This window comes from Rhodospirillum rubrum ATCC 11170 (assembly GCF_000013085.1).
In the GTDB taxonomy this organism is placed as follows: Bacteria; Pseudomonadota; Alphaproteobacteria; order Rhodospirillales; family Rhodospirillaceae; genus Rhodospirillum; species Rhodospirillum rubrum.
In genome coordinates this window covers 2,737,501-2,764,493 of the sequence record NC_007643.1, presented here as the reverse complement: position 1 = coordinate 2,764,493, position 26,993 = coordinate 2,737,501, and the positions used below count along the sequence as shown (strand labels likewise).

Here is a 26,993-nt window from a genome sequence, read left to right as displayed (position 1 = left end):
CATCCCATCCCGGGAAGGGGTTCCCGGGGCTGAAATGCAAACGCTTCGCATTTTCGGTACGGCCATAGCATCTGGGAAAGGGGATGGCAACCCGTCACCCCGGCGGGGGCGGGGAGGGGGCCCGCGCGCTTGGCGCGGTCAGGCGCTGACGGTGGCCGTTTGTCCCAGGGTGGCCGCCAGGGCGGCGGCGTCCTGGCGGATGTCGGGAATGGCGGTGCATTCCCATTGGGCGCCGCGCACCAGCGGGCCGAGGGCAAACAGCGTGCGATAGGTCCGCCCACCGGCCGACAGCACCTGTCCCTGGGCGGTGACGGCGACTCCCAGGCCGGCGGGGCCCAGGGCGACCTGACCCTTTTCGAACAAGGTGGCGAGCAGGGGATTGGCGGTGAAGCGGCCTTCCGGGCAGGAGCCGGTACAATTGAGGATCACATCGACGCAGAGCGGGCGCAGGCCCTCGGCACGGTCCTGATAGAGCACGTGGAAAAGGCCATCGGTGTCGCGGCGCACATCGCGCAGGCGGCCGGCGTGAAGGGTCAGCGCCCCGCTCTGGCGCAGGGTTTCGATGCGCTCGAGGCTGACCGGGGGCAGGCGGTGGCGCAGCAAATTCCAGCGCGGCAGAAGATGGCGGAGGAAGCGGCGCTTGTCGGTTTCGGCCAGCAAGGGCCACAGCGCCTTGCTGGGCGCCCGCAAGCCATCCATCACGCTGCGCCAGTCGCCGCCGGCGGCGACCTCGGCCCGGGCCTGGGCCTTGATATGGTGGAGCAGGCCGGCGATGCCCAGGCTGTCGGCGCCCAGCGGCAGTTTGACCGGCTGCTTGGGCAGGCCGGAAACCTGGGGCAGGGGCAGGCGGCCGCGCCGCGACAAGGCGTGGATCGGTCCCCGGTGACCATCCTCGGCGAGGGCGATGACCACATCGACCATGGTCAAACCGGTGCCCAGGATCAGCACCGAAGCGTCGGCGGGCAAACGCTTGGGCGCCAGCCACGGCGTCTCGTGCAGCCCGGGGACGCAGCCGTCGTCGGAGCGGACGCGGATCGGCGCGCTTTGATTGTTGCCCAGGGCGAGAACGACGCGGCCGCCGCGCTCGGTGGTGCCGTCATCAAGGGTGGCGACCCAGGCGCCGCGCCCGGGAGCGCGCTGAAGATCGACGACGCGGGCGCGCCGATGGCGCAACCGCCCCTCCGCCAGGAAGGGATCGAGCCGCGAGGACAGATAGTCGCCAAAGGCGGCGCGCGGCACGAAGGCGTCGGCGGTGGTCGTCGCCAGATCCGCCCAGCGTCCCTCGGCCGGGCGCCGGCGCAGCCAATCGAGGAAATCGCCCGGGTCGTCGGGGTCAATCCCCATAGCGCCGGCCGGCACATTGAGCAGATGAAAGCTGCGGGCATCGCCATAGGCGACGCCCAGGCCCAGACGGGCGCGCGGTTCGACGAGGGTCACCGGGCCGTCGAAGGCTTGCCGCGCCAGCAGGTTCCAGGCGAGCAAGGCCCCCGAGGCGCCACCGCCGATGATCAGCAGCGGACCGCTGGGCGGCGGCGGGGCCGGCGCGCGGGGGGCGGCGGGACGCATCGTGCTCACCGGAACGGAGCCGACGAGGGGGGGAAGATCGGCATCGGGCGTCTCCTGTCGGATAACCGCAAGTCACGAGGGACGATGATGAGGGGGGCTTCCGCGCACCCTGCCCGGCAAGGGTAACGCCAAACCCTAGTATGTCAATAGAGATGGATTTCTTAAAAGCCCTTCCGATCGGCGCTTATCAGGGCGCCGGCGGTCGGTGGCGGCTGGTCAGGCGGCGCGGGCGAGGCGAAGACGCACCGGTTGCACGAGGCCGTTGGCCGGCAGCACCAGCCCGCCGTCGCGCAAGGCATTGGCCCGGGCGGTCAGCGGCAGGGCCTGAACCCGCGCGGCGTTTTCCTCGGGCATGACGATGCCGAAGGCGCTGGCCGCCCGGAAGCCGAAGCGCCGGTAATAGGCCGGATCGCCGACCAGAACGATCATATCGACGCCGCCAGCGGCGGCTTCGACGATGGCGTGGCGCATCAGCCGCCCGCCGATTCCGCCGATGCGCAGCGCCGGGTCGACGGCGATGGGGCCAAGCAGAACAACCGACAGGGCGGGCGCGAGGCCGGTGCCGCCCAGGCCCAGGCCATGGCCCCCCGAGAGGGTGACGGGCCAATGGCGGACGGTGCCCGACAGCGCGCCATCGGTGAAGGCGGTGAAGCACAGTTCGGGCAGCGGCGCCACGCCCTGGCGATAGCGATAGGAAACCTTGGCGGTGCGGCCCGGTCCGAAAGCCCGGTCGAGCAGGGTTTCGATGGACGGTCCCAGGGCGGGGCCTTCGGGAAGGATATTGGTCATGTCGGGGTTCCCAGGCATCATAAAAGGGGGTGGGCTACCTTCCGCTTGCGGCGGCGCCGGCCTTTGGGAACCTTCAAGGAGGAGGGTCGGTTTTCCCTAAGCTCGGCCAACGACGCGGGCGTCGCAAGCGATATCCCGCGCCAGGGCGCGGTCGCTTGTTCGTCGTCGCTGATCGAAAGAGAAGGGATGCATGGGAGGGACCCACTCCGTCCGGTGTGTCTACCGTTGCGGGAAGTACGGCCTGCCGATCCCAAAGTCAAGAGGCAACACCACATGAAAACAGGGACCCCGTGTCATGAGCAGTCTTGAGCGTTGCCCGCCCCGGGCGCTTTGGCTGATGGCGGTGCTGGCCGGCCTTGGTTTTGGCGGGCCCGCCGCCGCCGAGCCCGCCGCCGAGGAGATCATCGACAGCCGGCGCGCGCGCTTCGCCGTGGTCAGCCTCGCCGAGGGCTTGGAGCATCCCTGGGGGATCGCCATCCTGCCCGACAAGCGCCTTGTGATCAGCGAGCGCCCCGGGCGCTTGCGACTCGTCGTCGAGGGTCGCCTTGATCCCCGGCCGATCGGCGGCGTTCCCCCGGTCGTCGCCCGTGGGCAGGGCGGCTTGCTCGATGTGATCGCCCATCCGCGCTTCGCCGAGACCGGCTGGCTTTATTTCGCCTATAGCGCCGCCGTCGATGGCGGGCTGACGACGCGAATCGGCCGCGGGCGTCTGGTCGGCGGCGCTCTCGACGCCGTGGAAACCCTGTTCACCGCCCAGCCCCCCGGGCGCGGCACCGAGCATTTCGGGTCGCGTCTGGCCTTCGACGGTCAGGGGCATCTGTTCTTCACCGTCGGCGAACGCAACCAGCGCGACCGCGCCCAGGATCTGGGCGATGACGGCGGCAAGGTTCACCGGATCAACGAGGATGGCTCGATTCCCGCCGACAACCCCTTCGTCGGCCGCGCCGACGCCTCGCCCAGCGTCTGGTCCTATGGGCACCGCAACCCCCAGGGCCTGATGGTCGACCCGTCTTCGGGGCGGCTGTGGGAAACCGAGCACGGGCCGCGCGGCGGCGACGAGTTGAACCTGATCCTCCCCGGGCGCAATTACGGCTGGCCGCTTGTCACCTTCGGTCGCGAGTATTCGGGGCTGGCGGTGGGAAAGGGCGAGACCGCCGCCCCCGGGCTGGAGGCGCCGGTGATCCATTGGACGCCGTCGATCGCCGCCTCGGGGCTGGCCCGCCATGACGGCGCGGCCTTCGCCCCCTGGCGCGGCAACCTGTTCGTCGGCGCCCTGGTCCTCACCCGCCTTCACCGCCTGGAAATGGACGGCGCCCGGGTGGTCGATCAGGAGATCCTGCTTGACGGGACCCATGGGCGGATCCGCGACGTGGCGGTCGATGGCGAAGGGTTGGTCTATGTGCTGACCGACGCCGAGAACGGCGCCCTGCTCCGGCTGGAACCGCGCTGAGGAAAGGCGGCCTCGGCCGCTTTCAGGGCGGCCAGGGCGTCTTCGAGCACCAGGGCTGGATCGGTGCCGGCGGCGCCGTCACGGCCAATGCCCAGGCAGTCGAGCGGCAGGGTCACCTCGCCCAGCAGCACGCCGTGGCAAAGGTGGCCGACGACCCTGTGGGCGACCACGGCCGCGTCGTGGCCGGCGGGGCAGAACAGGGCGAAGGTGTCGGCGGTGATCTGGCCGATCAGGCGATGGGGAGCCTCCTTGGCCAGGGTCGCGGCCAATTGGCGATAGAAGGGGGCTTCCAGGGCGCCGGCGACGGTGGATTGCAGGCGGGTGAAGCCGGTGAAGCCGATGACGGCAAGGCCATAGCCCTCCGCGCCGGCCAGATCCCCGGCCTCTTTCACGAAGCGGGCCTGGGCGGGCAGGCCGGTGGTCGGGGAATGGGACAAAAGATGGTCAAGGGCGCGTTCCAGATCGGGCAGATCGACGCCATCCTCGAAGGTCCAGATCCAGCTTGGCCGTTCGGGGGGCTGCGAGGCGGGGACGACGCGGGCGATGACGCCAAACATCCGGCCGTCGGCGCCCGGCAGCGCCGCCATGCGGCCGCTTTCCAGCCCGGGAGTCGGGGTGGGCAGGTCGGGGCAGAGCGCGGCGAGGCTGCGCCCGATCAGGCTTTCGGCCGCCTGACCGATCTGATGGGCGAAGCGCGGATTGGCATAAAGGATGGCGCCACCGGCCTGGGTCACCACCAAGCCGAAGGGCAGGCGATGGGCCAGACGGGCGAGGACGCGGTCGCGCAGGCCGGCGGCGAGGATGGGATCGATCATCGGCAGGACTCCTGGCCGTCGGGGGCGCCGAGAAAGGCGCTGACGCTTTTAAGGTCGATGGGTTTGACGAAGACGCCAAGGACGCCGACTTGGCGCAGGGCCTGGCGGCGCGCCGGCGGGGCGTGGCTGAGCAGGGCCAGCAGGCGCGGGGCATAGGCGGGAATCTGACGCAGGCGGGCGAAGGTCTCGTCGCCTTCGGCCTCGGGCTGGTCAAGATCGACCAGCATCACCCCGGGCCGGCGTTCGGCCGCCTGGGTCAGGGCTTTCGGCCCGCTGTCCGTGGCGATCACCATCCAGCCGTCGGCGCTCAGCCAGCGGCTCAGCACCTCGCGGGTAATCGGGTTTTCACCGACGATCAGAACAAGGTCGGACTGTTGATCGTTGACGGTATCTGTCATTTTGCAATGCGCCCTGGCGGAAGAAGGGTGCGAACGGCGGTTTCATCGTTCGTGGACCGGGTCCGCCTGTCGTTTTGCAAGGGTGATGCCAGAGAAACCGGCTGGGAGGACGTCCGCGGCGGCGGTCGTCCTGCCCAAGGGCCTAAAACCGGTGCATTTAGACAAAAACACCCGTTCCGTTAGGCTTGACCGCGCACGCCGGCCAGGAAGCCGATGACCTTTTCATGCAGGCTGGTGGATTCCTGGCGCAACTGACCGGCGGCGTTCAATACGCTTGCCGAAGCCTGACGGGTGGTGGCGATGGTCTCGGCGATGGCGCCGATGCTTTGGCTGACCAGGGCGGTGCCGGCCGCCGCCTGATGCACATTGCTGGTGATCTCGCGCGTCGCCATGCCCTGTTGCTCGACGGCGGTGGCGATCGTCGTTGTCGAATCGCCAATGGTGGCGATGACGGTGGAAATCGCCTCGATGGCGTCGACGGCGACCGTCGTCGCCTGCTGGATCGCCGCGATCTGCTCGCCGATCTCCCCGGTCGCCCGCGCCGTTTGGTTGGCCAGGGATTTGACCTCGCCGGCGACCACGGCGAAGCCCTTGCCGGCATCGCCCGCCCGGGCGGCCTCGATGGTGGCGTTGAGCGCCAGCAAGTTGGTTTGGCTGGCGATATCGGTAATCAGTTCGACCACCGCGCCGATGCGCTGCGCCGCATCGGCCAAGCCGTGGATATGGGCGCTGGTCTTCCTGGTTTCCGTCACCGCATCCATGGCGACCTGGGCCGAGGTCGCCACTTGACGGGCGATCTCGTTGATCGAGGCCGTCAGTTCCTCGGTGGAGGCGGCGACGGTCTGGACATTGACCGAGGCCTGTTCGGCGGCCGAGGACACCGTGACCGAACGTTCGCCGATGTTTTCGGCCGAAAGCGACAGGGCGCCTGCGTCGCGTTCAAGATCAAGGGCGGCGCCGCTGACCACCTGAAGGGTGGTTTCGGTGGCGGCGTCAAAGGCGCGGGCCAGGGCGCCGATGCGTTCGGCCTCCTCGGCGCGCCGCCGCTGTTCGGCCTCGCGGGCCTCGGCCATATCGCGGTTTTCGATCAGGCGATGGCGGAAGACCTCAAGGGTTCTGGCCATCGCCGCCAGTTCATCATTGGCCGAATCGGCCGGGACCGCCGTGGTCAGATCGCCCTCGGCCATCGCCCCCATGCGCTCGGCCTGCCCGCGAACCCGCCGGCCGATGCTGCGGGTCACGCCAAGGCCGATGATCGCGATGAAGACCAGGGCGCAAAAGCCGCCGATGGCGATTTCCCACAGGGTGCGCGCCACCTCGGTCTCGACATCGTCCATATAAACGCCGGTGCCGACCATCCATCCCCAGGGGGCGAAGCTCTCGGCATAGCCCAATTTGGCCACCGGTTCGGTTTGGCCGGGCTTGGGCCAGACGAACGGCATGAAGCCGCCGCCGCGTTTGGCGATCTCGATCAGGTCCTCGACGATCTTCACCCCTTTGGCGTCGCGGGTGTCCTTGAGGGTATAGGTTCCTTCCAGGTCGGGGCGGACGGCATGGGCCAGCAACTTGCCGTCATAGGCGTAGATATAGAAGTATTCGTCGCCGGCGAAGCGGATGGCGCGGACGGCGTCGCGGGCCAGACGCTGGGCCTGATCCTCGGCCAGGGCGCCCGCCGCCACCTGGGCATGCAGCGAGGCGATCACCTTGACCGTGGATTCCGTGACACTTTTGATCTGAACGCGGTGGGTCTCTTCGATCCGGTCATGGATGAGAGTGCCGGCGAACAGGGCGACCAGAACGATCGCCCCGGCGGCGAGGCAGGGAATAAGCAGGATTTGGCTTCGCAGCGAGAGCGATCGCATGGGGCGGGGCTTTCTTGAAGTCGGAGAGGGAGCGAGTCGAAACGGATGGTGGAGCGGCGTATGGAGCCATAAGGCCCCCCGCTTGAACAACGCCCTGCTTTCGCATGGCCCCCCTGCTTCAAACCGGGCTTGGCTTTGCCCGAAAAACCCCTACTGACCGCGCGGCTTTACCCGGTTGGTCGCCTCGGCCCCGGTGGGATCTTCCGGCCAGGGGTGCTTGGGGTAGCGTCCGCGCATGTCCTTGCGGACCTCGGCGTAGGAGCCCTTCCAGAATCCGGCGAGGTCGCGGGTGACCTGCAGCGGCCGGCCGGCCGGCGAAAGCAGGTGGACCAGCACCGGATGGCCGCCGTCTAGCACCGCCGGGGTGCGGGTCAGGCCGAACAGCTGTTGGACGCGGGCGGCGAGGACCGGGCCGTCGGGGACCTCGTAATCCAGGGCCACCTTGACGCCGCTTGGCACATCCATCTGCGCCGGCGCCAGCCGGTCGAGGTCGGCCAGACGCCGCCAGCCGATCAGCGCCTTGAGCGCCGCCATCAGATCGATGCGGGCGAAGGCGCTCCGCCGCGTTATGCCGTCCAGCCAGGGGCCAAGCCAGTCGGCAAGGCTGGCGAGCAGGGCGTCGTCGGACAGATCGGGCCAGTCGTCGGCGGAATGAACCCGGTGGAGGAAGGCGACCCGGGCGCGCAGGCGGTCGGTTTCGCGCGTCCATGGCAGACAGCCCAATCCCAGACGGCGGATGCCGGCGCAGACGGCCGGGGTGGTCCGGGCCGGGTCGGCGCGATCGGGCAGGTCGCGGCTTTCAAAGACCAGGGCGCCCAGGCGGCGCTCGACGCGGGCGACGACGGCCTCGGCGCGCGGGTCCCAGGTGACGGTTTCGCAAGGGCGCAGTGCCTCGTCGAACAGCTCTTCAAGATCGGCGCGATCAAGGGGGGCGGCCAGGAAGACGCGGGCTTCGGACCCGGCGCCATCGACCTCGGCCACCGCCAGGAAAGCGGCGGCGGCCAACGGATCGCCGACGTCGATCAGGGCGCCCCGGCCCGAGGACAGCAAAAAGCGGCCGGGCTGGCCGGGACGGGCCTGGGCGATGCGGTCGGGATAGGCCCGGGCCAGCACCCGGCCGCAGCGCGCCGGCTCGGGGCTGGCCGAGGCGGCGATCCCGGCGAGCTGGCGCAGGCGAGCGGCCTCGTCGCGGACGGCGCCAAGGGTTGGCTGGCGCAGGATCTGTCCGGCTGGGGCGCGGCGGCCCTGGCCGATGAGGATCTCCAGGCGGGTGGTCAGATCGCGGTCGCGGGCGGCGCCGGGGCCGGGGCGCAGGATATCGCGTTCGGCAAGCAGGGCGGCGAGCAGGCAGGCGAGGGCGCCGTCGTCGGCACCATCGGCCTTGGCGGCCAGCACCATATGGGCAAGACGCGGGTGGAGGGGCAGGGCGGCCATCGCCGCGCCATGGGCGCTCAAGCCCCCCGCCGGCTCCAGGGCCCCCAGGCTGGTCAGCAGATCGCGGGCCTGGGCCAGGGGGCCGGGCGGCGGCGGGGTCGGCCAGCATAGGGCGGCGGCGTCGCGCGCCCCCCAGCGCGCCAGCTCCAGGGCCAGCGGCGCCAGATCGGCGGCCAGGATCTCGGGGGTTTCCTGGGCGGGTAGGGCGCGGTGCTCGGCCTCGGGCCACAGCCGCAGGCAGACGCCCGGTTCCAGCCGGCCGGCTCGGCCACGGCGCTGCTCGGCCCCGGCCTGGGAGATACGCACCGTGTCCAGGCGGCTGAGGCCGGTTTGCGGATCAAAGCGCGGGCTGCGGCGTAGGCCGCTATCGACAACGATGCGCACGCCTTCGATGGTCAAGCTGGTCTCGGCGATATCGGTGGCCAGAACCACCTTGCGTTGGCCGGGCGGACAAGGACTGATCGCCGCGTCCTGTTCGGCCGGGGGCAGGGCGCCATAAAGCGGGCGCAAGACCGTATCGGCGGGCAAGGCCCTGGCCAGGGCCCCGGCGACGGCGGCGATCTCGCGTTCCCCGGGCAGGAAGGCGAGAACGCTGCCCGGCTCGTCCTCGAGCGCCCGCAAGATGGTGCGCGCCATCGCCGGGCCAAGATCGCGCGCGGCCGGGCGCTCGCCATGGGTGATCGTCACCGGAAAGGCCCGGCCATGGCTTTCGATCACCGGCGCGTCGTCCATCAGCGCGGCGATGGCGGCGCCATCCAGGGTGGCCGACATGACCAGCAGGCGCAGATCGGGGCGCAAGGCCCCCTGGATCTCGCGCAACAGGGCGAAGGCCAGATCGCCCTGAAGGCCGCGTTCGTGAAATTCATCCAAGATGACGCAGCCGACGCCGGCCAGTTCCGGATCGTCCTGAATGCGCCGCGTCAAGATGCCCTCGGTCATCACCTCGACCCGGGTCAAGGGGCCGCTGCGGCTTTCACCGCGAACCCGGAAGCCGAAGCGTTGGCCCACGGCCTCGCCGGCTTCAAAAGCCATGCGCCGGGCGGCGGCGCGGGTGGCCAGCCGGCGCGGTTCGAGCATGACGACCTTTTGCCCGCCAAGCCATAAGGCGCCAAGCAGGGCCGGGGGAACGCGGGTGGTCTTGCCCGCGCCCGGCGGGGCGATCAGCACCGCCCGGCCGTGGCTGGCCAGGGCCTCGAGCAAAGCGGGCAATACGGGGTCGATGGGCAAAGGCCCAGGGGAGAATGGGGGCATCACGGCCTTGCGTTCACGCTCAGTGCGGAGCAGTCTTGAAGGATCCATATCGGCCCAGACCCCGTTCATGGTAAACGGGGATCCGGAGCCACCGGGTGAGAGTGGCGGTGCGGAGCGGGGGTATCGCCGGGAAGTCGTCAGCGGCTTTGGCGGTTAGCGCTCCAGGATAAAGGGCGGGTTTATCCCATGGCCATGCGTGTCGCCAAATATCGGATTGGTCAAGTGGTGCGCCATCGGGTTTATCCCTTTCGCGGCGTGATCTTCGATGTCGATCCGGTTTTCAACAATACCGAGGAATGGTACGATGCCATCCCGGAGGATATTCGGCCCGCCCGGGATCAGCCGTTCTATCACCTTCTCGCCGAGAATGGTGAAAGCACATATACCGCTTACGTTTCGGAACAAAACCTGCTTGCCGAGGACAATCCCCGGCCGGTTCAGCACCCGGAATTGGCCGAAATGTTCGACGCCCGCAAAGATGGGGTCTACATTAGCCGCACCCTGCGGCCCCATTAGATCAAACCGGGGTAAAGGCGATCCGGTAACGCGGATCATTTGATCTGAACTCGATAAAAAAGCAGAGCGTTGTTCTCCACGATCCTCCATGGTTTTTCCGGGGCAGAGCGGGTGACCCTTACCAAGATCACGGCCGGCAAGGACGATCCCGACACCGGCTTCGCCATCGCCACCTATAACATTCATTCCTGTCTGGGGACGGATGGCGCCTTCCGTCCCGATCGGGTGGCCCAGGCGATCCGCGCCCTTGATGCCGATGTGATCGGCCTGCAGGAAGTGGGATGGGCCCTGCGCGGCCCCAGTGGCTTTGACCAGTTCGCCTTTCTGGAACGCGAAACCGGCTATACGGTGATCCCCGGGCTGGTCCGTCACCATGCCAACGCCCATTTCGGCAATGCTATCTTGTCGCGCCATCCCGTTGAATCGGTGGCGCCCCTTGACCTCAGCCTGCCCTATCACTCGCCGCGCGGCGGTATCGATGCGCGCATCCGCGTCAAGGGGCGGTCGGTGCGGCTGATCAATGTCCACCTGGGGCTGATCCCTTTGGAGCGCCGCATCCAGATCCGGCGGATCGGCCTGCGGCTGCTGGACGGCTGGCGTGGTCCGGCGCTGGTTTGCGGCGATCTCAATCATTGGCGGCGGACCAGCCCGGCCATGCAGCGCCTGCACCGCCTGTTGCCCGGCGGGGTGACCGGCCAGACCTACCCTTCGGCCCTGCCGACGATGATGTTCGACCGCATCCTGGCCACCGGCGATCTGCATCTGGAAAACCATCAGGTGATCCGCACCGAAGGAACGCGCGTCGCCAGCGATCACCTGCCTTTGATGGCCTGGTTCCGCTTCGAGGGCGCCGACGTCTTGTCCGAGGATGCCGCCTAACCCCATGTTGAGGAAAGCCGCTCGGCCCCACCCGCTTTCGAGGAGAGCTTTCACCATGGCTACCGCAACCTTCGCCGCCGGCTGCTTCTGGGGCGTGGAAGAAACCTTCCGCAAGATCCCCGGGGTAACCGGCACGACCGTCGGTTATACCGGCGGGCATTTCAAGGAACCGACCTACCGTCAGGTCTGCGCCGGCGATACCGGCCATGCCGAAGCGGTGCGCGTTGATTACGATCCCGATAAAGTGACCTACGAACAGTTGCTGGACGTGTTCTGGGCCGCCCATGATCCGACCCAGGTCGACCGCCAGGGGCCCGATATCGGCGATCAGTACCGCAGCGCCATCTTCTATCACGACGCCGGCCAGGAAGCCGCCGCCGGGGCCAGCCGCGCCCGGCTTGAACAGTCGGGCGCCCTGTCGCGGGCCATCGCCACCCGCATCGAACCCGCCGGCCCCTTCTGGCCGGCCGAAGAGTATCACCAGCGCTATATCGACAAACAACGGGCCCGCACCGGCGTCGCCCCGGCCTGTCATTAACTCCTGCCCGTTCGCCGTTCGCCGTTCGCCGCCCGATTGCGGCGCGCGGCGGGCGCCGGTTTATCCGTCGCTCAATAACCGCCCGCCTTCTGGTCTGCAAACCCCACCATTCCCATCTCACAGTCTCTATGGGTCGTCCCCGTCAGGCGGCGGCCATTGAACGGAGACGGGCATGACAGGGACGACCGGCCTTGGCAGGCGCATTGTGTGGTGGTGGATCGTGGGCGCGGTGCTGGCGGGGATCGGACTGAGCGGTTTTGCCGTCTGGTGGGTGACGCAGCGCAACGCGGAATTGGCTGAAACGGCGGCGTCGCTTGAATTGACGCGCCTGTCCGACGCCATCGCCGAGCGGATCACGCTCTATCAATACGGCTTGCGGGGCGCCCGGGGGGTGATCGTCACCTTTGGCGAGAGGGGCATTACGCGAGAGGTTTTCCGGGGGTACTCCAAAACCCGCGATATCGGCGCGGAATTTCCCGGGGCGCGGGGATTTGGCTTCATCCGCCGCGTGCCGGCGGACCGCGAGGAGCGGTTCCTTGCCGAGGCCCGTGCCGATGGCTGGCCCGATTTCGCCATCGCCCAATTCACCCCCCACGAGGGTGAGCGGTTCGTTATTCAGTATATAGAACCGGCCCAACGCAATCTTAAGGCGGTCGGCCTGGACATCGCGTCGGAAAAGAACCGGCGGGAGGCGGCCCTAGCGGCGATCGACACCGGGCAGGTGCGCTTGACCGGCCCGATCACCCTGGTGCAGGCGAGCGGCGACAAATCCCAGTCCTTCCTTATCCTCCTGCCCATCTATCGCACCTTGTCGACCCCCGAAACCCTTGCCGAGCGTCGGGCCCAGGCTTTTGGCTGGAGCTATGCGCCGCTCAACATGCCCGAGGTTCTGAGCGGACTGGTCCCTAACCAGGATCGCCTGGCGCTGACCCTGCGCGACGTCACCAATCCGGCCGAGGCCGAGACGGTCTTCACCTCCAATACCGACTGCGCGGCGGCGGAGTGTGTGACGAAAACGTTGACCCGCTCGATTTTCGGGCGGGTCTGGGAAATCTCGGTCACGGTGAGCCCGGCCTATGGTCACGCGGTCCAACGGATCGCCCCTTGGGTCGTCGTGTCGCTGGGCATCGGCGCGTCGATTTTGGCCGCCGGCTTCGCCGCCGTGATCGGCCTTAACCAAGCCCGTCGCCGGGAAATCGCCCAGGCCCAGGCCCGTTTGTCCACGATCGTCGAGAACAGCGGCGACGCCATCATCGGCGAGGCGCTTGATGGCACGATCGTTGGCTGGAACCGGGCGGCGGAAGCCCTGTTTGGCTATAAGGCGCCCGAGGTGATCGGCAAAGCGCTCGCTCCCTTGCTGATTCCGGCCGATCGGATGGCCGAAAACCAGAGCATCGTTTTGTCGGCGCTTTCGGGAGAGGCCGTCATGGCCTTCGATACCCAGAGGATCCACGCCGACGGTCATCTGTTCGATGTGTCGATGACCGCTTGTCCGGTCCACGATAGACTGGGGCACGTCGTGGGCGTCGCCAATCTGATCCGTGATATCCGCAAGCGAAAAGCGGCCGAGCAATCGTTGCTCGAGTTCAATGCCCAATTGGAAAAACAGGTCGCCAGCCGGACCGCGGAGCTTGAAAAGGCCCGCCGCGCCTTACAGACCGTTTTGGATTCCGTGCCCTCGATGATTGGCTATTGGGATCGGGATCTGCACTGTCATATCGCCAATCGGGCCTATTGTTCGTGGTTCAATGTCGATCCGAGCGGTCTGATCGGCAAGTCCATGCGCTCCCTGTTGGGCGAGGCGTTGTTCACGGCCAATCGTCCCTTTATCGAGGCCGTTTTGCGCGGCCAACCGCAGACCTTCGAAAGAATGATCCCCCGGCCCAATGGCCAGGGCGTTCGCCATTCCCTGGCCCATTATATTCCCGATGTCGTCGACGGCGAGGTTTTGGGATTCTACGCCCTTGTTCATGATGTCAGCGAACTGGTCGAGGGGCGCCAAAAGCTAGACGCGGCTTTGCGCGAGAATGAAGCGTTGCTGCGAACGATCGATGAACAACTGCTGTGTTCAATCACCGATCGGAATGGAAATATCATTAGTATCAATGATAATTTCTGTAAATTGATGGGTTATACGAAAGACGAGCTTCTTGGACTTGATCACCGGATTATGAATTCCGGTCTTCATGATAAAACGTTCTGGGCTGACGTGTGGGCGACGATCTCGGCGGGCGGCAGCTGGCGTGGAGAAGTCTGCAACAAGGCGAAAGACGGCGCCCTTTATTGGTTGGACAGCGTTCTGACGCCGTTTTTCGGCGAGGACGGAAGCATCGACCGCTATGTGGCGCTGCGCATCGATATCACCGATCGCAAGAAAGCCGAGGCGGAGCGCAATCGCAGCAACACCTTGCTGCGCAGTGTTCTGGCCTCGGCGCGGGAGTTTTCGATCATCGCCACCGATCCCGATGGCGTGATCACCATTTTCAACAGCGGGGCCGAAAAGCTGCTTGGCTATTCGGCCGAGGAGATGGTCGGAAAACAAACGCCGGCTTTGATCCACCTTGCCGACCAAGTCGCCGAGCGGGGGCGGAGTCTGAGCGATGAATTCGGCGTTCCGATCGAAGGATTCCGGGTTTTCGTCCACAGATCCGAACGCGATGGCGTTGAGGCCCAGGAATGGACCTATGTCCGCAAGGACGGCGGCCATCTTGAGGTGCTTTTGGTGGTGACCGCCATTCGCGAAGACGATGGCCGGATCGCCGGCTATCTGGGCGTGGCCCAGGATGTCAGTCGGCGCAAGGAGTTCGAACGCGCCCTTGTTCTGGCCAAACAGGCCGCCGAAGAGGCGAGCGTCGTGAAGGGGCAATTCCTGGCGAATATGAGCCATGAGATCAGAACGCCGATGAACGCCATTCTCGGCATGCTGACCCTGGTTCAACGCACGGCGCTCACCCCCCATCAGGCCGATTATGTCTGCAAGGCGCATTCGGCCGCCGGCTCTCTTCTGGGATTGCTGAACGACATCCTGGATTTCTCGAAGATCGAGGCCGGAAAGCTTCATCTCGAGCCCCATCCCTTCCGCCTGGAAACGGTTTTGCGCGATCTGGCGGTGGTGCTGTCGGGCAGTTATGGCGACAAAGGGGTGGAGGTGCTGTTCGATATCGCCCCCCATTTGCCCGACAGCTTCATCGGCGATGACCTGCGCCTGCGACAGGTCTTGCTCAATCTCGCCGGCAACGCCCTGAAGTTCACCGATCAGGGGCAGGTGATCGTCTCCGTCGGTGTGCTGGCCCGCGAGGACGACCGCCTGACGATGCGGATGGCCGTCAGCGATACGGGGATCGGCATCGCGGCCGACCAATTGGCCAGCATCTTTGGCGCGTTCGAGCAGGCCGAGACCTCGACGACCCGGCGGTTCGGCGGCAGTGGTCTGGGGCTGACCATCACCCGTCATCTTGTCGAGCGGATGGGCGGCGTGTTGCGGGTGGAAAGCCAGCCGGGGCGGGGGAGCCGCTTCTGGTTTGATATCACCTTGCCTGTTAGCGGCGAGGGCTCCGAAAGTGCGGAAAGCGGCAGACCCTTGCGCGTTCTTGTCGTCGAGGACAATCCGGTGGCGGGCGGCATTCTCGCCCAAACCGTCCAGGGCCTTGGCTATGACTGCGATCTTGTGCAAGAGAGCGCGGAGACCAAGGCGCGGATCGTCGCCGCCGACGCGGCCGGGCGCCCCTATGACGCCGTGCTTCTCGACTGGCGCATGCCCGAAGTCGACGGACTGACCACCGCCCGGATCCTGCGCGAGATGGGAGTGACGCTGTGTCCCCAGTCCATCATCATGGTGACCGCCTATGGCCGCGATGTCTTGAGTTTGGCCGAGCAAACCGGCGATGCGCCGTTTGATGCGGTTTTGACCAAGCCGGTCACCCCGGGGCAACTGCGAGACGCCTTGCTTCGGCGGGATCGGGCCACCTCGGAGGGCGAGGCGACCGCCCTGGCGCCCCGCGGTTTGCCAACGCCCCTGGCCGGGCGCCGTTTGTTGGTCGTCGAGGATAACGCCATCAATCGCCAAGTGGCGGCCGAGCTTCTGGCCGGCGCCGGGGCCGAGATCGATCTGGCCGAAGGCGGGGAACGCGGGGTGATGATGGTTTTGCGGGGCGAGATCGCTTACGACGCCGTGCTGATGGATATCCAGATGCCCGATATCGATGGCTTCGAAGCGACGCGGCGCATCCGTGCCGATGCCCGCTTCAAAGCCTTGCCGATTGTCGCGATGACGGCGAACGCCTCGCGCGCCGACCGCGAGGCCTGTCTTGCCGCGGGCATGACCGAGCATGTCGGCAAGCCCATCGACATCACCGCCACCATCGACGTGCTGGTGTCCTTGATGACGGAAGGGATGACGGAAGGCGAACCGATCGCCCCTCCATCGCCGATGGGCGGGACGGGGAGGGAGGTCCCGTCGGACGAGCCCTTGCTTGAAGACCTGGACTCGATCGCCGAGCGGCTTGGCGGGCAGGTGGATCTTCTGCGCCGCCTGCTGCCGACTTTCGCCGAGCGGACCGGGGAGCTTCTTGACGAGATCGAGGATCTGATCGGTCGCGGCGACTGGTCCGCCCTGTCGATGGCCTTCCATACGATCAAAGGAAGCGCCGCATCGATGGGCGCCGTCGCCCTGGCCAGTCACGCCGCCCTGTGGGAGGAACGCTTGCGCGAGGACGGTCCGGGCACCCTGGATGCCTTGCGTCGCGATCAGGCGCTCTGCGACCAGATGCGCGCGCTGCTCGCCGCCTCGCTGGAGGCGTTGTCCTCCCACCTGGACGCGATGGCGGGCCCTTATGCGAAAGAGCCCGCCGGGTGATGGAGAAGCCGATCGGTTAGACGCGCGGGCTGTCCAAGGCGTCCTCGGCCCGGTGGCAGGCCACCTCGCGGCCGCCGACCGGGCGGAGCGTCGGGATCTGCTGCTTGCACATCGCCACCGCCAGCGGGCAACGGGTGTGGAAGGTGCAGCCGGGCGGCGGGGAGAGGGGCGAGGGCAATTCGCCCTTCAGCGGCTCGCGGCTGCGCCGGGCGCCGGGATCAAGCTTGGGGGTGGCGGCCATCAGCGCCTGGGTATAGGGGTGGGCCGGGGCGCCGAAGATCGCCTCCTTGGGGCCCATCTCGACCACCCGCCCCAGATACATCACCATCAGATCGTTGCTGATGTGGCGGACCACCGACAGGTCGTGGCTGATGAACAGGAAGGCGACGCCGAAATCCTGCTGAAGATCCATCAGCAAATTCAGCACCTGGGCCTGCACCGACACATCGAGCGCCGAAACCGGCTCGTCGGCCACCACCACCCGGGGATTGAGCATCAGGGCGCGGGCGATGGCGATGCGCTGGCGCTGACCGCCGGAAAACATATGGGGATAGCGGGTGGCGAATTCGGGACGCAGCCCGACCCGGGCCATCATCTCGGCGACCTTTTCGCGCCGCTCGGCCGCGCCCAGGGTGGTGTTGATCGCCAGCGGCTCGTCCAGGATGGTCCGCACCTTCCAGCGCGGATTGAGCGAGCCATAGGGATCTTGGAAAACGATCTGGACGCTGCGCCGCGCGTCCTTGACGGCGGCCTCGTCGGCAAAGGCCACGGCCTTGCCATTGATCCGCAAGGTTCCTTCGCTCGGCTCCTCGATCAGGGTGACCTGACGGGCGAGGGTCGATTTTCCGCAGCCCGATTCACCGACGACGGCCAGGGTGCGGCCCGGCGCCAGACGGAACGATACATCGGTCAGGGCGTGGACGGTGGCGTCGTCCTTGAAGGGACCACGGGCCACCGAATAGCGCTTGGTCAGCCCCTGGGCCTCGAGAACCGGCATCACGGCCTCGGTCCCCGGCAGGGGGGAATGCGCGGTGGGGATCGCAGGAGTCATGGCCGGGCCTCTCCACGGATATCGATGTCCAGGGCGGCCGGCGGCGGCGCCTTCAGGGGATCGGGGGCCGACAGGGGGAAGAAGCAGCGAACCTGTCCGCTATCGGTGGGGGTCAGGCTCGGCCGTTCGGCCCGGCAACGGTCCTGGGCGAAGGCGCAGCGCGGCGCCAGCAAACAGCCCTTGGGGCGGTCGTGGGCGCCCGGCACCACGCCGGGAATGGTGTTGAGCCGACGCTTGCCCTCGGCCCGTTCGGGCAGGGCCTCGAGCAGGGCGGCGGTATAGGGGTGGTGGGGACGATCGAAGATCGCCGGCACCGCCCCGGTTTCCATCACCTGACCGGCATACATCACCACCACCCGATGGGCGGCCTCGGCGACCACGGCAAGGTCGTGGGTGATCAGCACCATGCCCATGCCGCGCTTTTCCTGCAGGGTCAGCAGCAGGTGCATGATCTGCGCCTGGATGGTGACATCAAGCGCCGTCGTCGGCTCGTCGGCGATCAGCAGACGGGGATCGCAGGCGACGGCCATGGCGATCATCACCCGCTGGCTCATGCCGCCGGAAAGCTGGTGGGGAAACAGGCCCAGGCGCGATCCCGGATCGGGGATGCCAACCTGGGACAGCAATTCGATGGCCCGGTCCCGGCGTTGGGCGCGGGTGCCGCCCTGGTGGATCTTCAGGGTCTCGGTGATCTGATAGCCGATGGTGAAACAGGGGTTGAGGCTGGTCATCGGCTCTTGGAAGATCATCGCCACGTCCGAGCCGGTCAGCTTGCGACGCTGGCGGCCCGACAGCGTCAGCAGATCGATGCCGTCAAACACCATCTTGCTGGCCTTGACCCGCCCGGGATAGGCGACCAGACCCATCATCGCCAGCGAGCTGACGGATTTTCCCGAGCCGCTTTCGCCGACGATGCCCAGAACCTCTCCGGCATCGACGGAAAAGCTGACGTCCTCGACGGCGCGGAACGGTTTGTCGCCGCTGCCGAATTCTACGGTCAGGTTCTCGATTTCAAGCAAGGACATGGCAGGACTCTCACCGCTTCATGCGGGGATCGAGGGCATCGCGCAGGCCGTCGCCCATCAGATTGAAGGCCAGCACCGTGAACAGGATGGCAAGCCCGGGGAAGGTAACGATCCACCAGTGGCTGAGCACGAATTCGCGCGCTTCCGACAGCATGGTTCCCCATTCCGGTCGCGGCGGACGGGCGCCAAGCCCGAGGAAGCCAAGCGCCGCCGCGTCGAGGATCGCCGTGGAAAAGCCAAGGGTCGCCTGAACGATCAACGGCGCCAGGGTATTGGGCAGAATGGTCTTGACCATCAGCCGGCCCTTCGACGCGCCGGCCACCCGCGAGGCGGTGACGTAATCCTTGGTCGCCTCGGTCATCACGGCGGCCCGGGTCAGCCGGGTGTAATGGGGCAGGACGACGACGGCGATGGCCGCCATGGCGTTTTCCAGGCCGGGGCCGAGAATGGCGACGATGGCGATGGCCAGCAGCAGGCTGGGCACCGACAAGATGATGTCCATCAGCCGCATGATGACGATATCGACCCAGCCGCGCAGGAAGCCCGCCAGCAGGCCAAGGCCGACGCCGGCGACCAGCGACAGCGTCACCACCACGGCGCCGACCATCAGCGACAGCCGGGCGCCGAAAATGATGCGCGACAGGATGTCGCGGCCCAGGGCGTCGGTGCCCAGCAGATAGGACCACTGACCGCCCTCGAGCCAGGCCGGCGGCATCTTGGCCATCGGCACGTTCATCTCATAGGGATGGTGGGGGGCGACCTGGGGGGCGAAGAGGGCGACGATGACAATGACGACGATGAAGATCAGCCCGGCGACCGCGCCCTTGTTTTCGCTGAAGTAATGCCAGAACTCGGCCAGCGGATGGGGCGGCTTGAGGGCGAGCGCCGCTTCGGCCCGCAGGGCGACGGCGGCCTCCTGGCCGGGAGCGTCGAGCGCGCCCCCCGCCGTCTTGGGGCCGGTCTTGGGTTCGGAAGGGGTGAGAGTCATCTTGATTACCGTCGATGGCGGATGCGCGGGTTGATGACGCCATACAGCACATCGACCAGCAGGTTGACCAGAATGACCACGGTGGAGATCAGCAAGATGCCGCCCTGAACCGCCGGATAATCACGGCGGTTGATGCTGTCGACCAGCCATTTGCCAACCCCGGGCCAAGCGAAGATCGTCTCGGTCAGGATGGCGCCGGCCAGCAGAACGCCCGTCTGCAGGCCGATGACGGTGATCACCGGGATCAGGGCGTTGCGCAGGGCGTGGACCATCACCACCCGGCCGGGGCTGACCCCCTTGGCCCGCGCGGTGCGGACATAATCCTCGCGCAGGACCTCGAGCATGGCCGACCGCGTCATGCGGGCGATCACCGCCAAGGGGATGGTGCCGACGACGATGGCGGGCAAGATCAGATGGTGAACAGCCGACAGGAAGGCGCCGGGTTCGTCCGACAGCAGGCTGTCGATCAGCATGAAGCCGGTGACGGTGTCGATCCACATGATGGAATCGATGCGCCCGGAGACCGGCGTCCAGCCGAGGATGCCCGAAACCAGCATAATCAGCAGCAGGCCCCACCAGAAAATCGGCATGGAATAGCCCGTCAGGCTGACGACCATCACCCCGTGATCGAGGCTGGTGCCGCGTTTGACCGCCGCCAACATGCCCGCCGGGATGCCGATCAGCACGGCGAAGACCATGGCGAAGACGCCAAGCTCGATGGTCGCCGGGAACAGCGTCTTGAATTCTTCGATGACCGGCTGGCGGGTGACGATGGAGTTACCAAGGTCGCCCTGCAGCGCCTTCCCCAGATAGGTCAGATACTGCTCCCACAACGGCCGGTCGAGGCCGAGTTGGGTCATCAGCATGGCATGGCGCGCGGGGCTTACCCCGCGTTCGCCGGCCATGACCAAAATGGGGTCGCCGGGGATCAGGTGGATCAAGGCGAAGGCCAGCAAGGTCACCCCGATGAAGGCCGGGATGATCAGCACGACCCGTCTGAGAATGAACGAAATCATGGTGTCTCGCGCTCTTCGCGCTGTTGCGGGGCCAGGAAAGCGCCGGACAATACACGTCCGTATGGGAAATGCAAACCTTGGAATCCGTCGGCTACCGCAGAAGGAGCGAGTGTCCGCCCCGCGCCGCACAATGAAAAACGGGGGAAGGCATCGCCTTCCCCCGCCGGCTTTGTCGGCTATTTCTTGAGGTCGACGCCGTAGAAGATATGTCCGCCAAGCGGATCTATCTTATAGTCGATAACTTCCTTGCGAATCGGCTCGTAGACCACCGAATGCGCGATCGTCGCCCAGGGGGCCTGCTCCTTGAAGATGACCTGAGCCTCTTCGTAGAGCTTCACCCGCTCTTCCTGGCTGGTGGCGATCTTGGCCTTCTGGATCAGGTTTTCAAAGGACTTGTCGCACCAGCGCGCATAGTTGTTGCCGGGGATGGCGTCGCAGCCCAGCAGAACCGCCAGGAAATTATCGGGATCGCCATTGTCGCCGGTCCAGCCAAACAGCGCCGTCTCATGCTCGCCGGCCTTGGCGCGCTTGAGGTATTCGCCCCATTCGTAGGAGGTGATTTCGGCATCCACGCCCACGGCCTTCCAGTTGGCCTGAAGGATTTCGGCCATGCGGCGGGCATTGGGGTTGTAGGGGCGCTGGACGGGCATTGCCCAGATGGTGGTCTTGAGATCCTTCACCCCGGCTTCGGCCAGCAGCTTCTTGGCGGCGGCCGGATCGAAGGCGTCGTCCTTGACGGCCTTGTTGTAGGACCAGATCGTCGGCGGGATCGGGTTGGTGGCGGCGGTGCCGGCGCCCTGATAAACGGCGTCGATGATCGCCTTCTTGTCGATCGCCAGATTGAGGGCCTTGCGCACGCGCACGTCGTCGAAGGGCTTCTTCTCGACGTTATAGGCCAGATAGCCGACGTTCAGGCCTTCCTGGTGCATCAGGTTGACCGCCTTGTCGGTCTTCATGGCTTCCAGGTCGGCCGGATTGGGATAGGGCATCACATGGCATTCGCCGGCCTTCAGCTTGGCGTAGCGCACGCTGGCGTCGGGGGTGATGACGAAAACCAGGCGGTCGATGGCGGCCTTGCCCTGCCAATAGGTCGGATTGGCCTCGTAGCGGATCTGGGCGTCCTTCTGGTAACCGCGGAACATGAAGGGACCGGTGCCGATCGGCTTCTGGTCAACGACTTCCGGGGTTCCGGCCTTCATCATCTTATCGGCGTATTCGGCCGAGAAGATCGAGGCGAAGTCCATGGCCAGATTGGCCAGCATCGGCGCTTCGGGGCGGCTCAGGTGGAAGACCACCGTATAATCGTCGACCTTCTCGATCTTTTCGAGAAGGGTGTTCATCGACATGCCTTCGAAGTAGTCGTAGGTGCCGCCGGAAACCGCGTGATAGGGGTGATCCTTCTTCAACTGACGCTCGAAGCTCCAGATCACGTCATCGGCGTTGAATTGCCGCGTCGGCTTGAAGATGTCGCTGTCGTGGAAGGTCACGCCCTTGCGCAGGTGGAAGGTATAGGTCTTGCCGTCGGGCGAAACCTCCCAGCTCTCGGCCAGACCGGGTTCGATCTCCGTGGTGCCGCGCTTGAAAAGAACGAGCTTGTCGAAAATGTTCTTGCTGGTGGCGTCGAAGGTCGTGCCGGTGGTGTAAAAAGCCGGATTGAAGCCCTCGGGGCTGCCTTCCGAGCAATAGACCAGCGTCTTGGCCTGGGCCCCGCTCGCCGCCATGGCGAGGATAACGGCCGAAGCCGCGCCAATCACTATTTTGCGCATGCTGTCCTCCAGAGTATGGACCGGCCCTTGGACGGGCGCGGCCGGGACGAATGTCCTTGATCGTGACTATGTCTGTTCCGGGAAGGCGCCGCCCGGCTCGGCTGGATCAAAGGGGGGAGATCCCCATCCGGTGCTCAAGATCCCCGCCGGAAGGTCTTTCCGGCAAGCTCCAAAGCGGCTACCACTATCGGAGACATTTTTGTACCCGTCAACCCTGGCGAAAGTGGCCGATAGCAAGGTCCTAGAGCCAATCCCCGAGCGATCCGCAGCCGATCGCGACAACGATTCGCTCCCCGATCAAGATCCTAAGGCGGTGGGCGGGAAGCGGATTTTCCCCTGCCGCTTGCGGTCTTGGCGGGCGGGGTTACCGTCAAAGGCCGCCGTCCCCGCGGAACCGGAGAGCGGCGCCATGATCAAGGAGAAGGCGATGGCCGAGGTGATCAACCTGCGACAGGCCCGGAAACGCCGGGTCCGCGAGGAGCGGGGGCGCGAGGCCGAAGCCAACCGCGCCCGCTTCGGCCGCCCCAAGGCCGAACGTCAGGCCACCACCCTGGAGCGCGAGCGCGCCGGCAAGGTGCTCGAGGGGCATCAGCGCCAAAGGCCGGAAGAGGGCGCGGGCGGCGGGCCGGAGGAGGGGGACGACGGGCCCGACTAGGGCGATCTGCGGGAATCCTCGTCCCCGCGCATCGCCCTAGCTTTTCCAAACCTTGTCCATGGCCTTCACCGCCTCCCAGGCCTTGCGTCCGGCGGTTTCCAGGGTGGCTTGGCGATCCTCGTTCAAAGCCGCCGCCCAGCCGGCGGTAAAGGCCAGATCAGGGTGGCCGGGGCCGGCGCTGGCGGCGGCGCGGCGCAGTTTTTCGCGGGCGACGACGATATCGTGGGCGGTCCCCAAAATCTCCTGGGCTTCCTTGAGCACGCGCAACGTCGCCCGTGTCGGCTTTTCGGGATAAAGGTCGGAGAGGAATTCCAGGGCGTAGCGCAGTTTCTTGATATGAACGCGCAGGGCGTGGCGGGCCTCGGGGCTGAGGTCTTCAAAGTCGCGGCCGGCGCGGCGCAGGGCCTTATGGCGCTTGCGCAGAACGGCGGCGGCGGCCTTGCCCAGGGGCGTCGTCCGGGCGACCGAGCGCTCGTCGGCGCCGCGCCAGTCGCCGCCGTCAAGCCAGCGGGTGGCGCGCAGCACCAGCAAGGCGAAGCGCGGGCTGGCCACCGCCTCGCGGGCGGCGCGCTGGTGGGCCAGGCTTTCCGTTTCGAAGTGATCGCGCAAGCCCGCCCACCCGGGGGCGCCGGCGCCGTCCTCGGGCACCGGCGGGCGTTCCCCTTGGGCCGAAGGGGAGGATTCGACGGGCGGCCGTGCCGTCGTCTTGGACTGCGCCAACGCCGCGGCGGCGAGCGGGGCCAGACTCTCGGCCAGGAAAACCTCGGAATCCCGGGCCGGGGCCAGCAGCCCCATCAACCAGCGCAGATCTTCTTTCACCGCCTCGGTATCCTCGCCGGCGATCATCGCCTTGAAGGTGGTCATCGCCGAACGCAGGCGGCGGATGCCGATGCGCATCTGATGGACGGCATCGTCATCGCTGGCGGCGATCAGCGCCGGGGCATTGGCCGCCACGTGATCCAGGCAGGAGCGGCCGATATGCCAGAAGGCCTCTTCGGCCGGCATGGCGCCGTCCAGCGGGATGGCCTCGGCGCGCGCCGCCTGCGGCGGCTCGCCCAGGCCAAGCAGGCGGAAGCCGCGCGCCGCCTTGGACTCCGACCCCAAAGCCAAAGGCAGGGTTTCGGCCAGCCGCAGGGCCAGATCATAAAGGGCGCCGACCTCGCCCTCGATCAGTTCCAGTTCGATCTCGGCGATCGGCTCGCTGGCCTCCTCGGCGCGGACCTCGCCACGGTCCACGGCGATTTCAACGACGCCGGTCGGTGTCGTCACCCGTCGGGTGGCGCGGCGGATATCGGTGACCACGCGCGGGAAAAGCGGCTGCTCGCCGATAAGGGCGGCGAAGTCCTCGGCCAGCCCCCAGTGTTCGAGAAGGGTGATATCGGGAAGGGGGGTGGCGACCCGGGCTTCCCATTCCCCCCGGGCGTGCAGCCCGCCGCGCTCGCTGCCCTTGGTCTTGACCGTCTGCCAATGCTGGCGTCCGGCCGAGCGCAGGCGCAGCGACAGCCCGGCCTTGGCCAGGGCGTTATCGGCGGTATCGTAATAGGTGCTGATCTGATGGCGGGAAACCGGCTTGCGGCCGCCGGGCGAGCGCATCACCGGATGGTCGAGAACTTCGCCGATCCGTTCGGCCGGACAGCTCAACTTGAGTTCCGTTTCCATATTGGCCATGAGGTCCCCTTCGTCTTGCCCAAAACGCCTTGCCTAGAACGGCTATCGCCCGTCCATGAGATGCCAGACCGGAGGGAAAAGGCAAGTCTCCGCCCGGTTTTCCCGCCGCGGTCGCGCCTTTTATCGACGCGGGATCGGGTGGGCCGGCGCGGATTCGGTTTTTCTTAAGGTCTCCATGGTGTGATCCGCGCCAGGAATGGATCATCGGACTCCCGGCTTTCCCGACGGGGGGCGACGGGATGGAGGCGGACGGATGAACGGAACGACCCTGCGTGGCCTGGCCGCGCTCTGGATGCTGTGCCTGGGGCTGGCGGCGTGCCAAAGCCCCGGGGGCCAGATGGAGGACGCCGCCCAGGCGGGGAGTCCGGCGGCGGGGCTGTCCACCGATCTGGCCCTGGCAGCCCTAGCCAAAGGCGACTACCCCGGCGCCGAAACCCATGTGGAACGCGCCCTGGCCGCCAATCCCCAGGAGCCCTACGCCTTGCTCGCCGCCGGTCTGCTGTATCAGAACACCGGTCGTCCGGCCGAGGCGGCGCGCATCTATCGTCACTTGGTGGCCCTCAAGCCCCGGGAGCAGGCCGCCGTCGGCACCTGGTTCCGCCAACCGCCCCAGCCGATCGCCGATATCGCCGCGGCCAATCTGGAAGTTCTCGGCATGCTGCCGGCGACCGAAGGAGCATCCTCGCGCCTGCCGGCCGAGCTGTCCTCGCCCAGGATGCCGATGACGCCGGCGGCGCCCACGGCGATGCCGCTGGCGATGGCGCCACCGCCGACCACGGAAGCGGTTCCCCTGCCGCGGACCTCGGGGAAACGCACGGTGACCGTGCGCACGGTCACGACCACGACGACTTCCTCGCCCGCCGGGAGCGTCGCCCCGCTCTCCGCCGGGCCCGCCGCCGGGGCCGCCGCCGGCGGGCCGGTGATCGAAACCGTCAGTTCCTCCGCCTATCCGGTCGAGCCTTTGTCGGCTTCGGGGGCGCCGCGCTCCCTGGTGACGCCGCCGAGTCCGGCGACGGCCGCGGCGCTCTCCCTGGGCGCTCCCCTCGTTCCGGCGTCGCCGATTCCCCAGGCCGGGCTGCTCGATCCCCGGGAAACCGCCAATATCGCCCGACGCTTCGTCGCGTTACGCCGCTTGCTCGCCGAGTCCCTGATCACCGAGGAGGAATACGGCCGGCGCCGCGCCGCCAATCTTGGCGCGCTGTTGCCGTTGACCCGCCCCGAACCGGCCGCCGATCTCGGCCGTCCGGCCCCGGCGCCCGAAGAGGTGGTCACCCGCCTCAAGGCGCTGCGCGCCACCCAGGAACGCGGGGCGATGACCGGCGAGCAGATGGCGGCCGAGCGGCTGGCCATCCTTGAGGCCCTGTTGCCCGCCGACCCGCGCTCGCGCGCCCCGGTTCTGGCCCGTCCGGCGACGGCGACCGATGGCGCGGCGGCCGAGGACCGGGTCGCCCATCTGCAAAATCTCGGGGTGATCTCCCAGGCCGAAGCCCGGGCCGAGATCGCCGGCATCCGCAAATCCGTCGGCCTGTCGCGTCCGACGGCGCCGCGCCAGACGGCGGCGGCGTCCTCGCGCACCGCCAAAGGCAAAAGCGCGGCGGGCCGCTCGGCCGCCAATGGCGTTCACCTCGATTCCTACAAAAGCGAGGCCGATGCCCGCGCCGGATGGGCGGCCCTGCAAAAGCGCCATGGCGCGCTGCTGTCGGGGCTGTCGCCCCATATCGTGCGCGCCGACCTTGGTAAGAAGGGGGTTTTCCAGCGGCTGACCGCCGGTCCGCTTCCCGCTGGCACCAGCGCCCAAGCGCTCTGCGCCCGCCTGAAAAGCGCCGGTCAGTATTGCGAGCCGACCAATCTTTAAGGCGCGGTGCCTTTAAGGCTGTGGACTTTTAAGGTGGCGGGCGGGCATCGGCCAAAAAACCTTGCGATAAGGCTAAGAAGCTCTTACATTGATAAATCCGAGGTCAGGCACTGTTTAGAGTGTGTGTGGCCGACAGGGACCCTTTTTCTGATCCCCGTCTATGCTATCGATCCGGTGGACCTTTTGTCCGATGGATTGGGGCTTGTTTTACGGTTCGACGAAAGTCGGCCGACCCTTGGCGTCTTCCGGTCCGATCTGTTTGACGGTTTTTTTCAAGGGAAGGCGAGAAAGCGGTTGACGTTGTGGGTCCAGGGGCCTAGAACCCGCCTCCCGACGGCGCCGGTGGTGCTTCGGGGAGTTGGCTCCGGGTTTGGCCGGTCCTGAAAACGCGATATCCCGCAAGGGGTTAGCGGTCTCCTGAGAGGGGGATGGGCTGGTGGAAAAAAGAAAAACGCGGTGTTGACAACGGTGCTGGGGCGGGAGTAGAAACCGCCCTCCCGACGAACCGGGCGGCGGTGCCGCGGACTGGTTTGACGGGGTCCGGGGATACCTGGACGGGTTAGGGAAAGACAGGGCTTTTCAAGCCTTTCGGAGTTGGTTTGGCTCCGGCGTCTGT

At 66.9% G+C, this 26,993-nt stretch carries 19 protein-coding genes; 7 read left to right on the top strand and 12 right to left on the bottom strand.

What is annotated here, in order from left to right:
• Window positions 1–138: 138 nt before the first annotated feature.
• Window positions 139–1,566, bottom strand: coding sequence for an FAD/NAD(P)-binding protein (locus tag RRU_RS12285; protein ID WP_011390124.1), 1,428 nt, complete (start codon window positions 1,564–1,566; stop codon window positions 139–141).
• 216 nt (window positions 1,567–1,782) lie between these two features.
• Entirely contained in the window at window positions 1,783–2,355 is a 573-nt protein-coding gene (locus tag RRU_RS12280; RefSeq protein ID WP_011390123.1) for a GNAT family N-acetyltransferase, read from the bottom strand.
• 295 nt (window positions 2,356–2,650) lie between these two features.
• On the opposite strand from RRU_RS12280, the gene RRU_RS12275 reads away from it, so the two are divergent.
• A complete protein-coding gene (locus tag RRU_RS12275) occupies window positions 2,651–3,805 on the top strand; it encodes a PQQ-dependent sugar dehydrogenase (protein ID WP_011390122.1) in 1,155 nt (384 codons plus the stop codon).
• Here the strand turns inward: RRU_RS12275 and RRU_RS12270 are convergent.
• The 4 genes from RRU_RS12270 to hrpB all read right to left on the bottom strand — a co-directional run bounded on the left by RRU_RS12270 (window position 3,751) and on the right by hrpB (window position 9,565).
• The gene (locus tag RRU_RS12270; protein ID WP_011390121.1) at window positions 3,751–4,620 is read right to left on the bottom strand and encodes a PAS domain-containing protein; all 870 of its coding nucleotides are present in this window, start codon (window positions 4,618–4,620) and stop codon (window positions 3,751–3,753) included. The two genes, RRU_RS12275 and RRU_RS12270, sit on opposite strands and share 55 nt — an antisense overlap.
• Window positions 4,617–5,018, bottom strand: coding sequence for a response regulator (locus RRU_RS12265; protein WP_011390120.1), 402 nt, complete (start codon window positions 5,016–5,018; stop codon window positions 4,617–4,619). The genes RRU_RS12270 and RRU_RS12265 overlap by 4 nt, the downstream gene beginning before the upstream one ends.
• 179 nt (window positions 5,019–5,197) lie before the next feature.
• Window positions 5,198–6,880 carry a methyl-accepting chemotaxis protein gene (locus tag RRU_RS12260; protein WP_011390119.1) on the bottom strand — a complete coding sequence of 561 codons (1,683 nt, stop codon included), beginning with the start codon at window positions 6,878–6,880 and terminating at the stop codon, window positions 5,198–5,200.
• Between the two features lie 150 nt (window positions 6,881–7,030).
• On the bottom strand, window positions 7,031–9,565 hold the full coding sequence (hrpB, locus tag RRU_RS12255; RefSeq protein ID WP_042440436.1) for an ATP-dependent helicase HrpB: 2,535 nt from the start codon (window positions 9,563–9,565) through the stop codon (window positions 7,031–7,033).
• Window positions 9,566–9,751: 186 nt separating this feature from the next.
• On the opposite strand from hrpB, the gene hspQ reads away from it, so the two are divergent.
• The 4 genes from hspQ (at window position 9,752) to RRU_RS12235 (ending at window position 16,353) form a co-directional block, all read left to right on the top strand.
• Window positions 9,752–10,081, top strand: coding sequence for a heat shock protein HspQ (gene hspQ, locus RRU_RS12250; protein ID WP_011390117.1), 330 nt, complete (start codon window positions 9,752–9,754; stop codon window positions 10,079–10,081).
• Window positions 10,082–10,192: 111 nt separating this feature from the next.
• On the top strand, window positions 10,193–10,960 hold the full coding sequence (locus RRU_RS12245) for an endonuclease/exonuclease/phosphatase family protein (RefSeq protein ID WP_011390116.1): 768 nt from the start codon (window positions 10,193–10,195) through the stop codon (window positions 10,958–10,960).
• A 55-nt stretch (window positions 10,961–11,015) separates the two neighbouring features.
• Window positions 11,016–11,498 carry a peptide-methionine (S)-S-oxide reductase MsrA gene (gene msrA / locus RRU_RS12240; RefSeq protein WP_011390115.1) on the top strand — a complete coding sequence of 161 codons (483 nt, stop codon included), beginning with the start codon at window positions 11,016–11,018 and terminating at the stop codon, window positions 11,496–11,498.
• 172 nt (window positions 11,499–11,670) lie between these two features.
• Entirely contained in the window at window positions 11,671–16,353 is a 4,683-nt protein-coding gene (locus RRU_RS12235; RefSeq protein WP_011390114.1) for a PAS domain S-box protein, read from the top strand.
• Between the two features lie 16 nt (window positions 16,354–16,369).
• Here RRU_RS12235 and RRU_RS12230 read toward each other — a convergent pair whose 3' ends face one another.
• The 5 genes from RRU_RS12230 to RRU_RS12210 form a co-directional block, all read right to left on the bottom strand.
• Window positions 16,370–17,404: a peptide ABC transporter ATP-binding protein gene (locus RRU_RS12230; protein WP_011390113.1), complete on the bottom strand. Its 1,035-nt coding sequence runs from the start codon at window positions 17,402–17,404 to the stop codon at window positions 16,370–16,372.
• On the bottom strand, window positions 17,401–18,429 hold the full coding sequence (locus tag RRU_RS12225; RefSeq protein ID WP_011390112.1) for an oligopeptide/dipeptide ABC transporter ATP-binding protein: 1,029 nt from the start codon (window positions 18,427–18,429) through the stop codon (window positions 17,401–17,403). The genes RRU_RS12230 and RRU_RS12225 overlap by 4 nt, the downstream gene beginning before the upstream one ends.
• A 10-nt stretch (window positions 18,430–18,439) precedes the next feature.
• Window positions 18,440–19,417 carry an ABC transporter permease subunit gene (locus RRU_RS12220; protein ID WP_011390111.1) on the bottom strand — a complete coding sequence of 326 codons (978 nt, stop codon included), beginning with the start codon at window positions 19,415–19,417 and terminating at the stop codon, window positions 18,440–18,442.
• Window positions 19,418–19,422: 5 nt separating this feature from the next.
• On the bottom strand, window positions 19,423–20,433 hold the full coding sequence (locus tag RRU_RS12215) for an ABC transporter permease subunit (protein ID WP_011390110.1): 1,011 nt from the start codon (window positions 20,431–20,433) through the stop codon (window positions 19,423–19,425).
• Between the two features lie 176 nt (window positions 20,434–20,609).
• A complete protein-coding gene (locus RRU_RS12210) occupies window positions 20,610–22,199 on the bottom strand; it encodes an ABC transporter substrate-binding protein (protein WP_011390109.1) in 1,590 nt (529 codons plus the stop codon).
• Window positions 22,200–22,608: 409 nt separating this feature from the next.
• On the opposite strand from RRU_RS12210, the gene RRU_RS12205 reads away from it, so the two are divergent.
• Complete coding sequence (locus tag RRU_RS12205) at window positions 22,609–22,854, top strand: DUF4169 family protein (RefSeq protein WP_011390108.1); 246 nt, start codon at window positions 22,609–22,611, stop codon at window positions 22,852–22,854.
• A 36-nt stretch (window positions 22,855–22,890) separates the two neighbouring features.
• Here the strand turns inward: RRU_RS12205 and RRU_RS12200 are convergent, their stop codons facing one another.
• Window positions 22,891–24,522, bottom strand: a complete 1,632-nt coding sequence (locus tag RRU_RS12200; protein ID WP_011390107.1) for a CYTH and CHAD domain-containing protein — start codon at window positions 24,520–24,522, stop codon at window positions 22,891–22,893.
• Between the two features lie 253 nt (window positions 24,523–24,775).
• Here RRU_RS12200 and RRU_RS12195 point away from each other — a divergent pair, with 253 nt between their 5' ends.
• Window positions 24,776–26,377 carry a tetratricopeptide repeat protein gene (locus RRU_RS12195; RefSeq protein ID WP_011390106.1) on the top strand — a complete coding sequence of 534 codons (1,602 nt, stop codon included), beginning with the start codon at window positions 24,776–24,778 and terminating at the stop codon, window positions 26,375–26,377.
• Window positions 26,378–26,993: the final 616 nt, after the last annotated feature.

What these genes read in the sequence shown, in the direction of transcription:
- RRU_RS12285 (WP_011390124.1), bottom strand. Translation starts at nt 1,566, where the DNA reads ATGCGTCCCGCCGCCCCCCGCGCGCCGGCCCCGCCGCCGCCCAGCGGT.
- RRU_RS12280 (WP_011390123.1), bottom strand. Translation starts at nt 2,355, where the DNA reads ATGACCAATATCCTTCCCGAAGGCCCCGCCCTGGGACCGTCCATCGAA.
- RRU_RS12275 (WP_011390122.1), top strand. Translation starts at nt 2,651, where the DNA reads ATGAGCAGTCTTGAGCGTTGCCCGCCCCGGGCGCTTTGGCTGATGGCG.
- RRU_RS12270 (WP_011390121.1), bottom strand. Translation starts at nt 4,620, where the DNA reads ATGATCGATCCCATCCTCGCCGCCGGCCTGCGCGACCGCGTCCTCGCC.
- RRU_RS12265 (WP_011390120.1), bottom strand. Translation starts at nt 5,018, where the DNA reads ATGACAGATACCGTCAACGATCAACAGTCCGACCTTGTTCTGATCGTC.
- RRU_RS12260 (WP_011390119.1), bottom strand. Translation starts at nt 6,880, where the DNA reads ATGCGATCGCTCTCGCTGCGAAGCCAAATCCTGCTTATTCCCTGCCTC.
- hrpB (WP_042440436.1), bottom strand. Translation starts at nt 9,565, where the DNA reads ATGCCCCCATTCTCCCCTGGGCCTTTGCCCATCGACCCCGTATTGCCC.
- hspQ (WP_011390117.1), top strand. Translation starts at nt 9,752, where the DNA reads ATGGCCATGCGTGTCGCCAAATATCGGATTGGTCAAGTGGTGCGCCAT.
- msrA (WP_011390115.1), top strand. Translation starts at nt 11,016, where the DNA reads ATGGCTACCGCAACCTTCGCCGCCGGCTGCTTCTGGGGCGTGGAAGAA.
- RRU_RS12235 (WP_011390114.1), top strand. Translation starts at nt 11,671, where the DNA reads ATGACAGGGACGACCGGCCTTGGCAGGCGCATTGTGTGGTGGTGGATC.
- RRU_RS12230 (WP_011390113.1), bottom strand. Translation starts at nt 17,404, where the DNA reads ATGACTCCTGCGATCCCCACCGCGCATTCCCCCCTGCCGGGGACCGAG.
- RRU_RS12225 (WP_011390112.1), bottom strand. Translation starts at nt 18,429, where the DNA reads ATGTCCTTGCTTGAAATCGAGAACCTGACCGTAGAATTCGGCAGCGGC.
- RRU_RS12220 (WP_011390111.1), bottom strand. Translation starts at nt 19,417, where the DNA reads ATGACTCTCACCCCTTCCGAACCCAAGACCGGCCCCAAGACGGCGGGG.
- RRU_RS12215 (WP_011390110.1), bottom strand. Translation starts at nt 20,433, where the DNA reads ATGATTTCGTTCATTCTCAGACGGGTCGTGCTGATCATCCCGGCCTTC.
- RRU_RS12210 (WP_011390109.1), bottom strand. Translation starts at nt 22,199, where the DNA reads ATGCGCAAAATAGTGATTGGCGCGGCTTCGGCCGTTATCCTCGCCATG.
- RRU_RS12205 (WP_011390108.1), top strand. Translation starts at nt 22,609, where the DNA reads ATGATCAAGGAGAAGGCGATGGCCGAGGTGATCAACCTGCGACAGGCC.
- RRU_RS12200 (WP_011390107.1), bottom strand. Translation starts at nt 24,522, where the DNA reads ATGGCCAATATGGAAACGGAACTCAAGTTGAGCTGTCCGGCCGAACGG.
- RRU_RS12195 (WP_011390106.1), top strand. Translation starts at nt 24,776, where the DNA reads ATGAACGGAACGACCCTGCGTGGCCTGGCCGCGCTCTGGATGCTGTGC.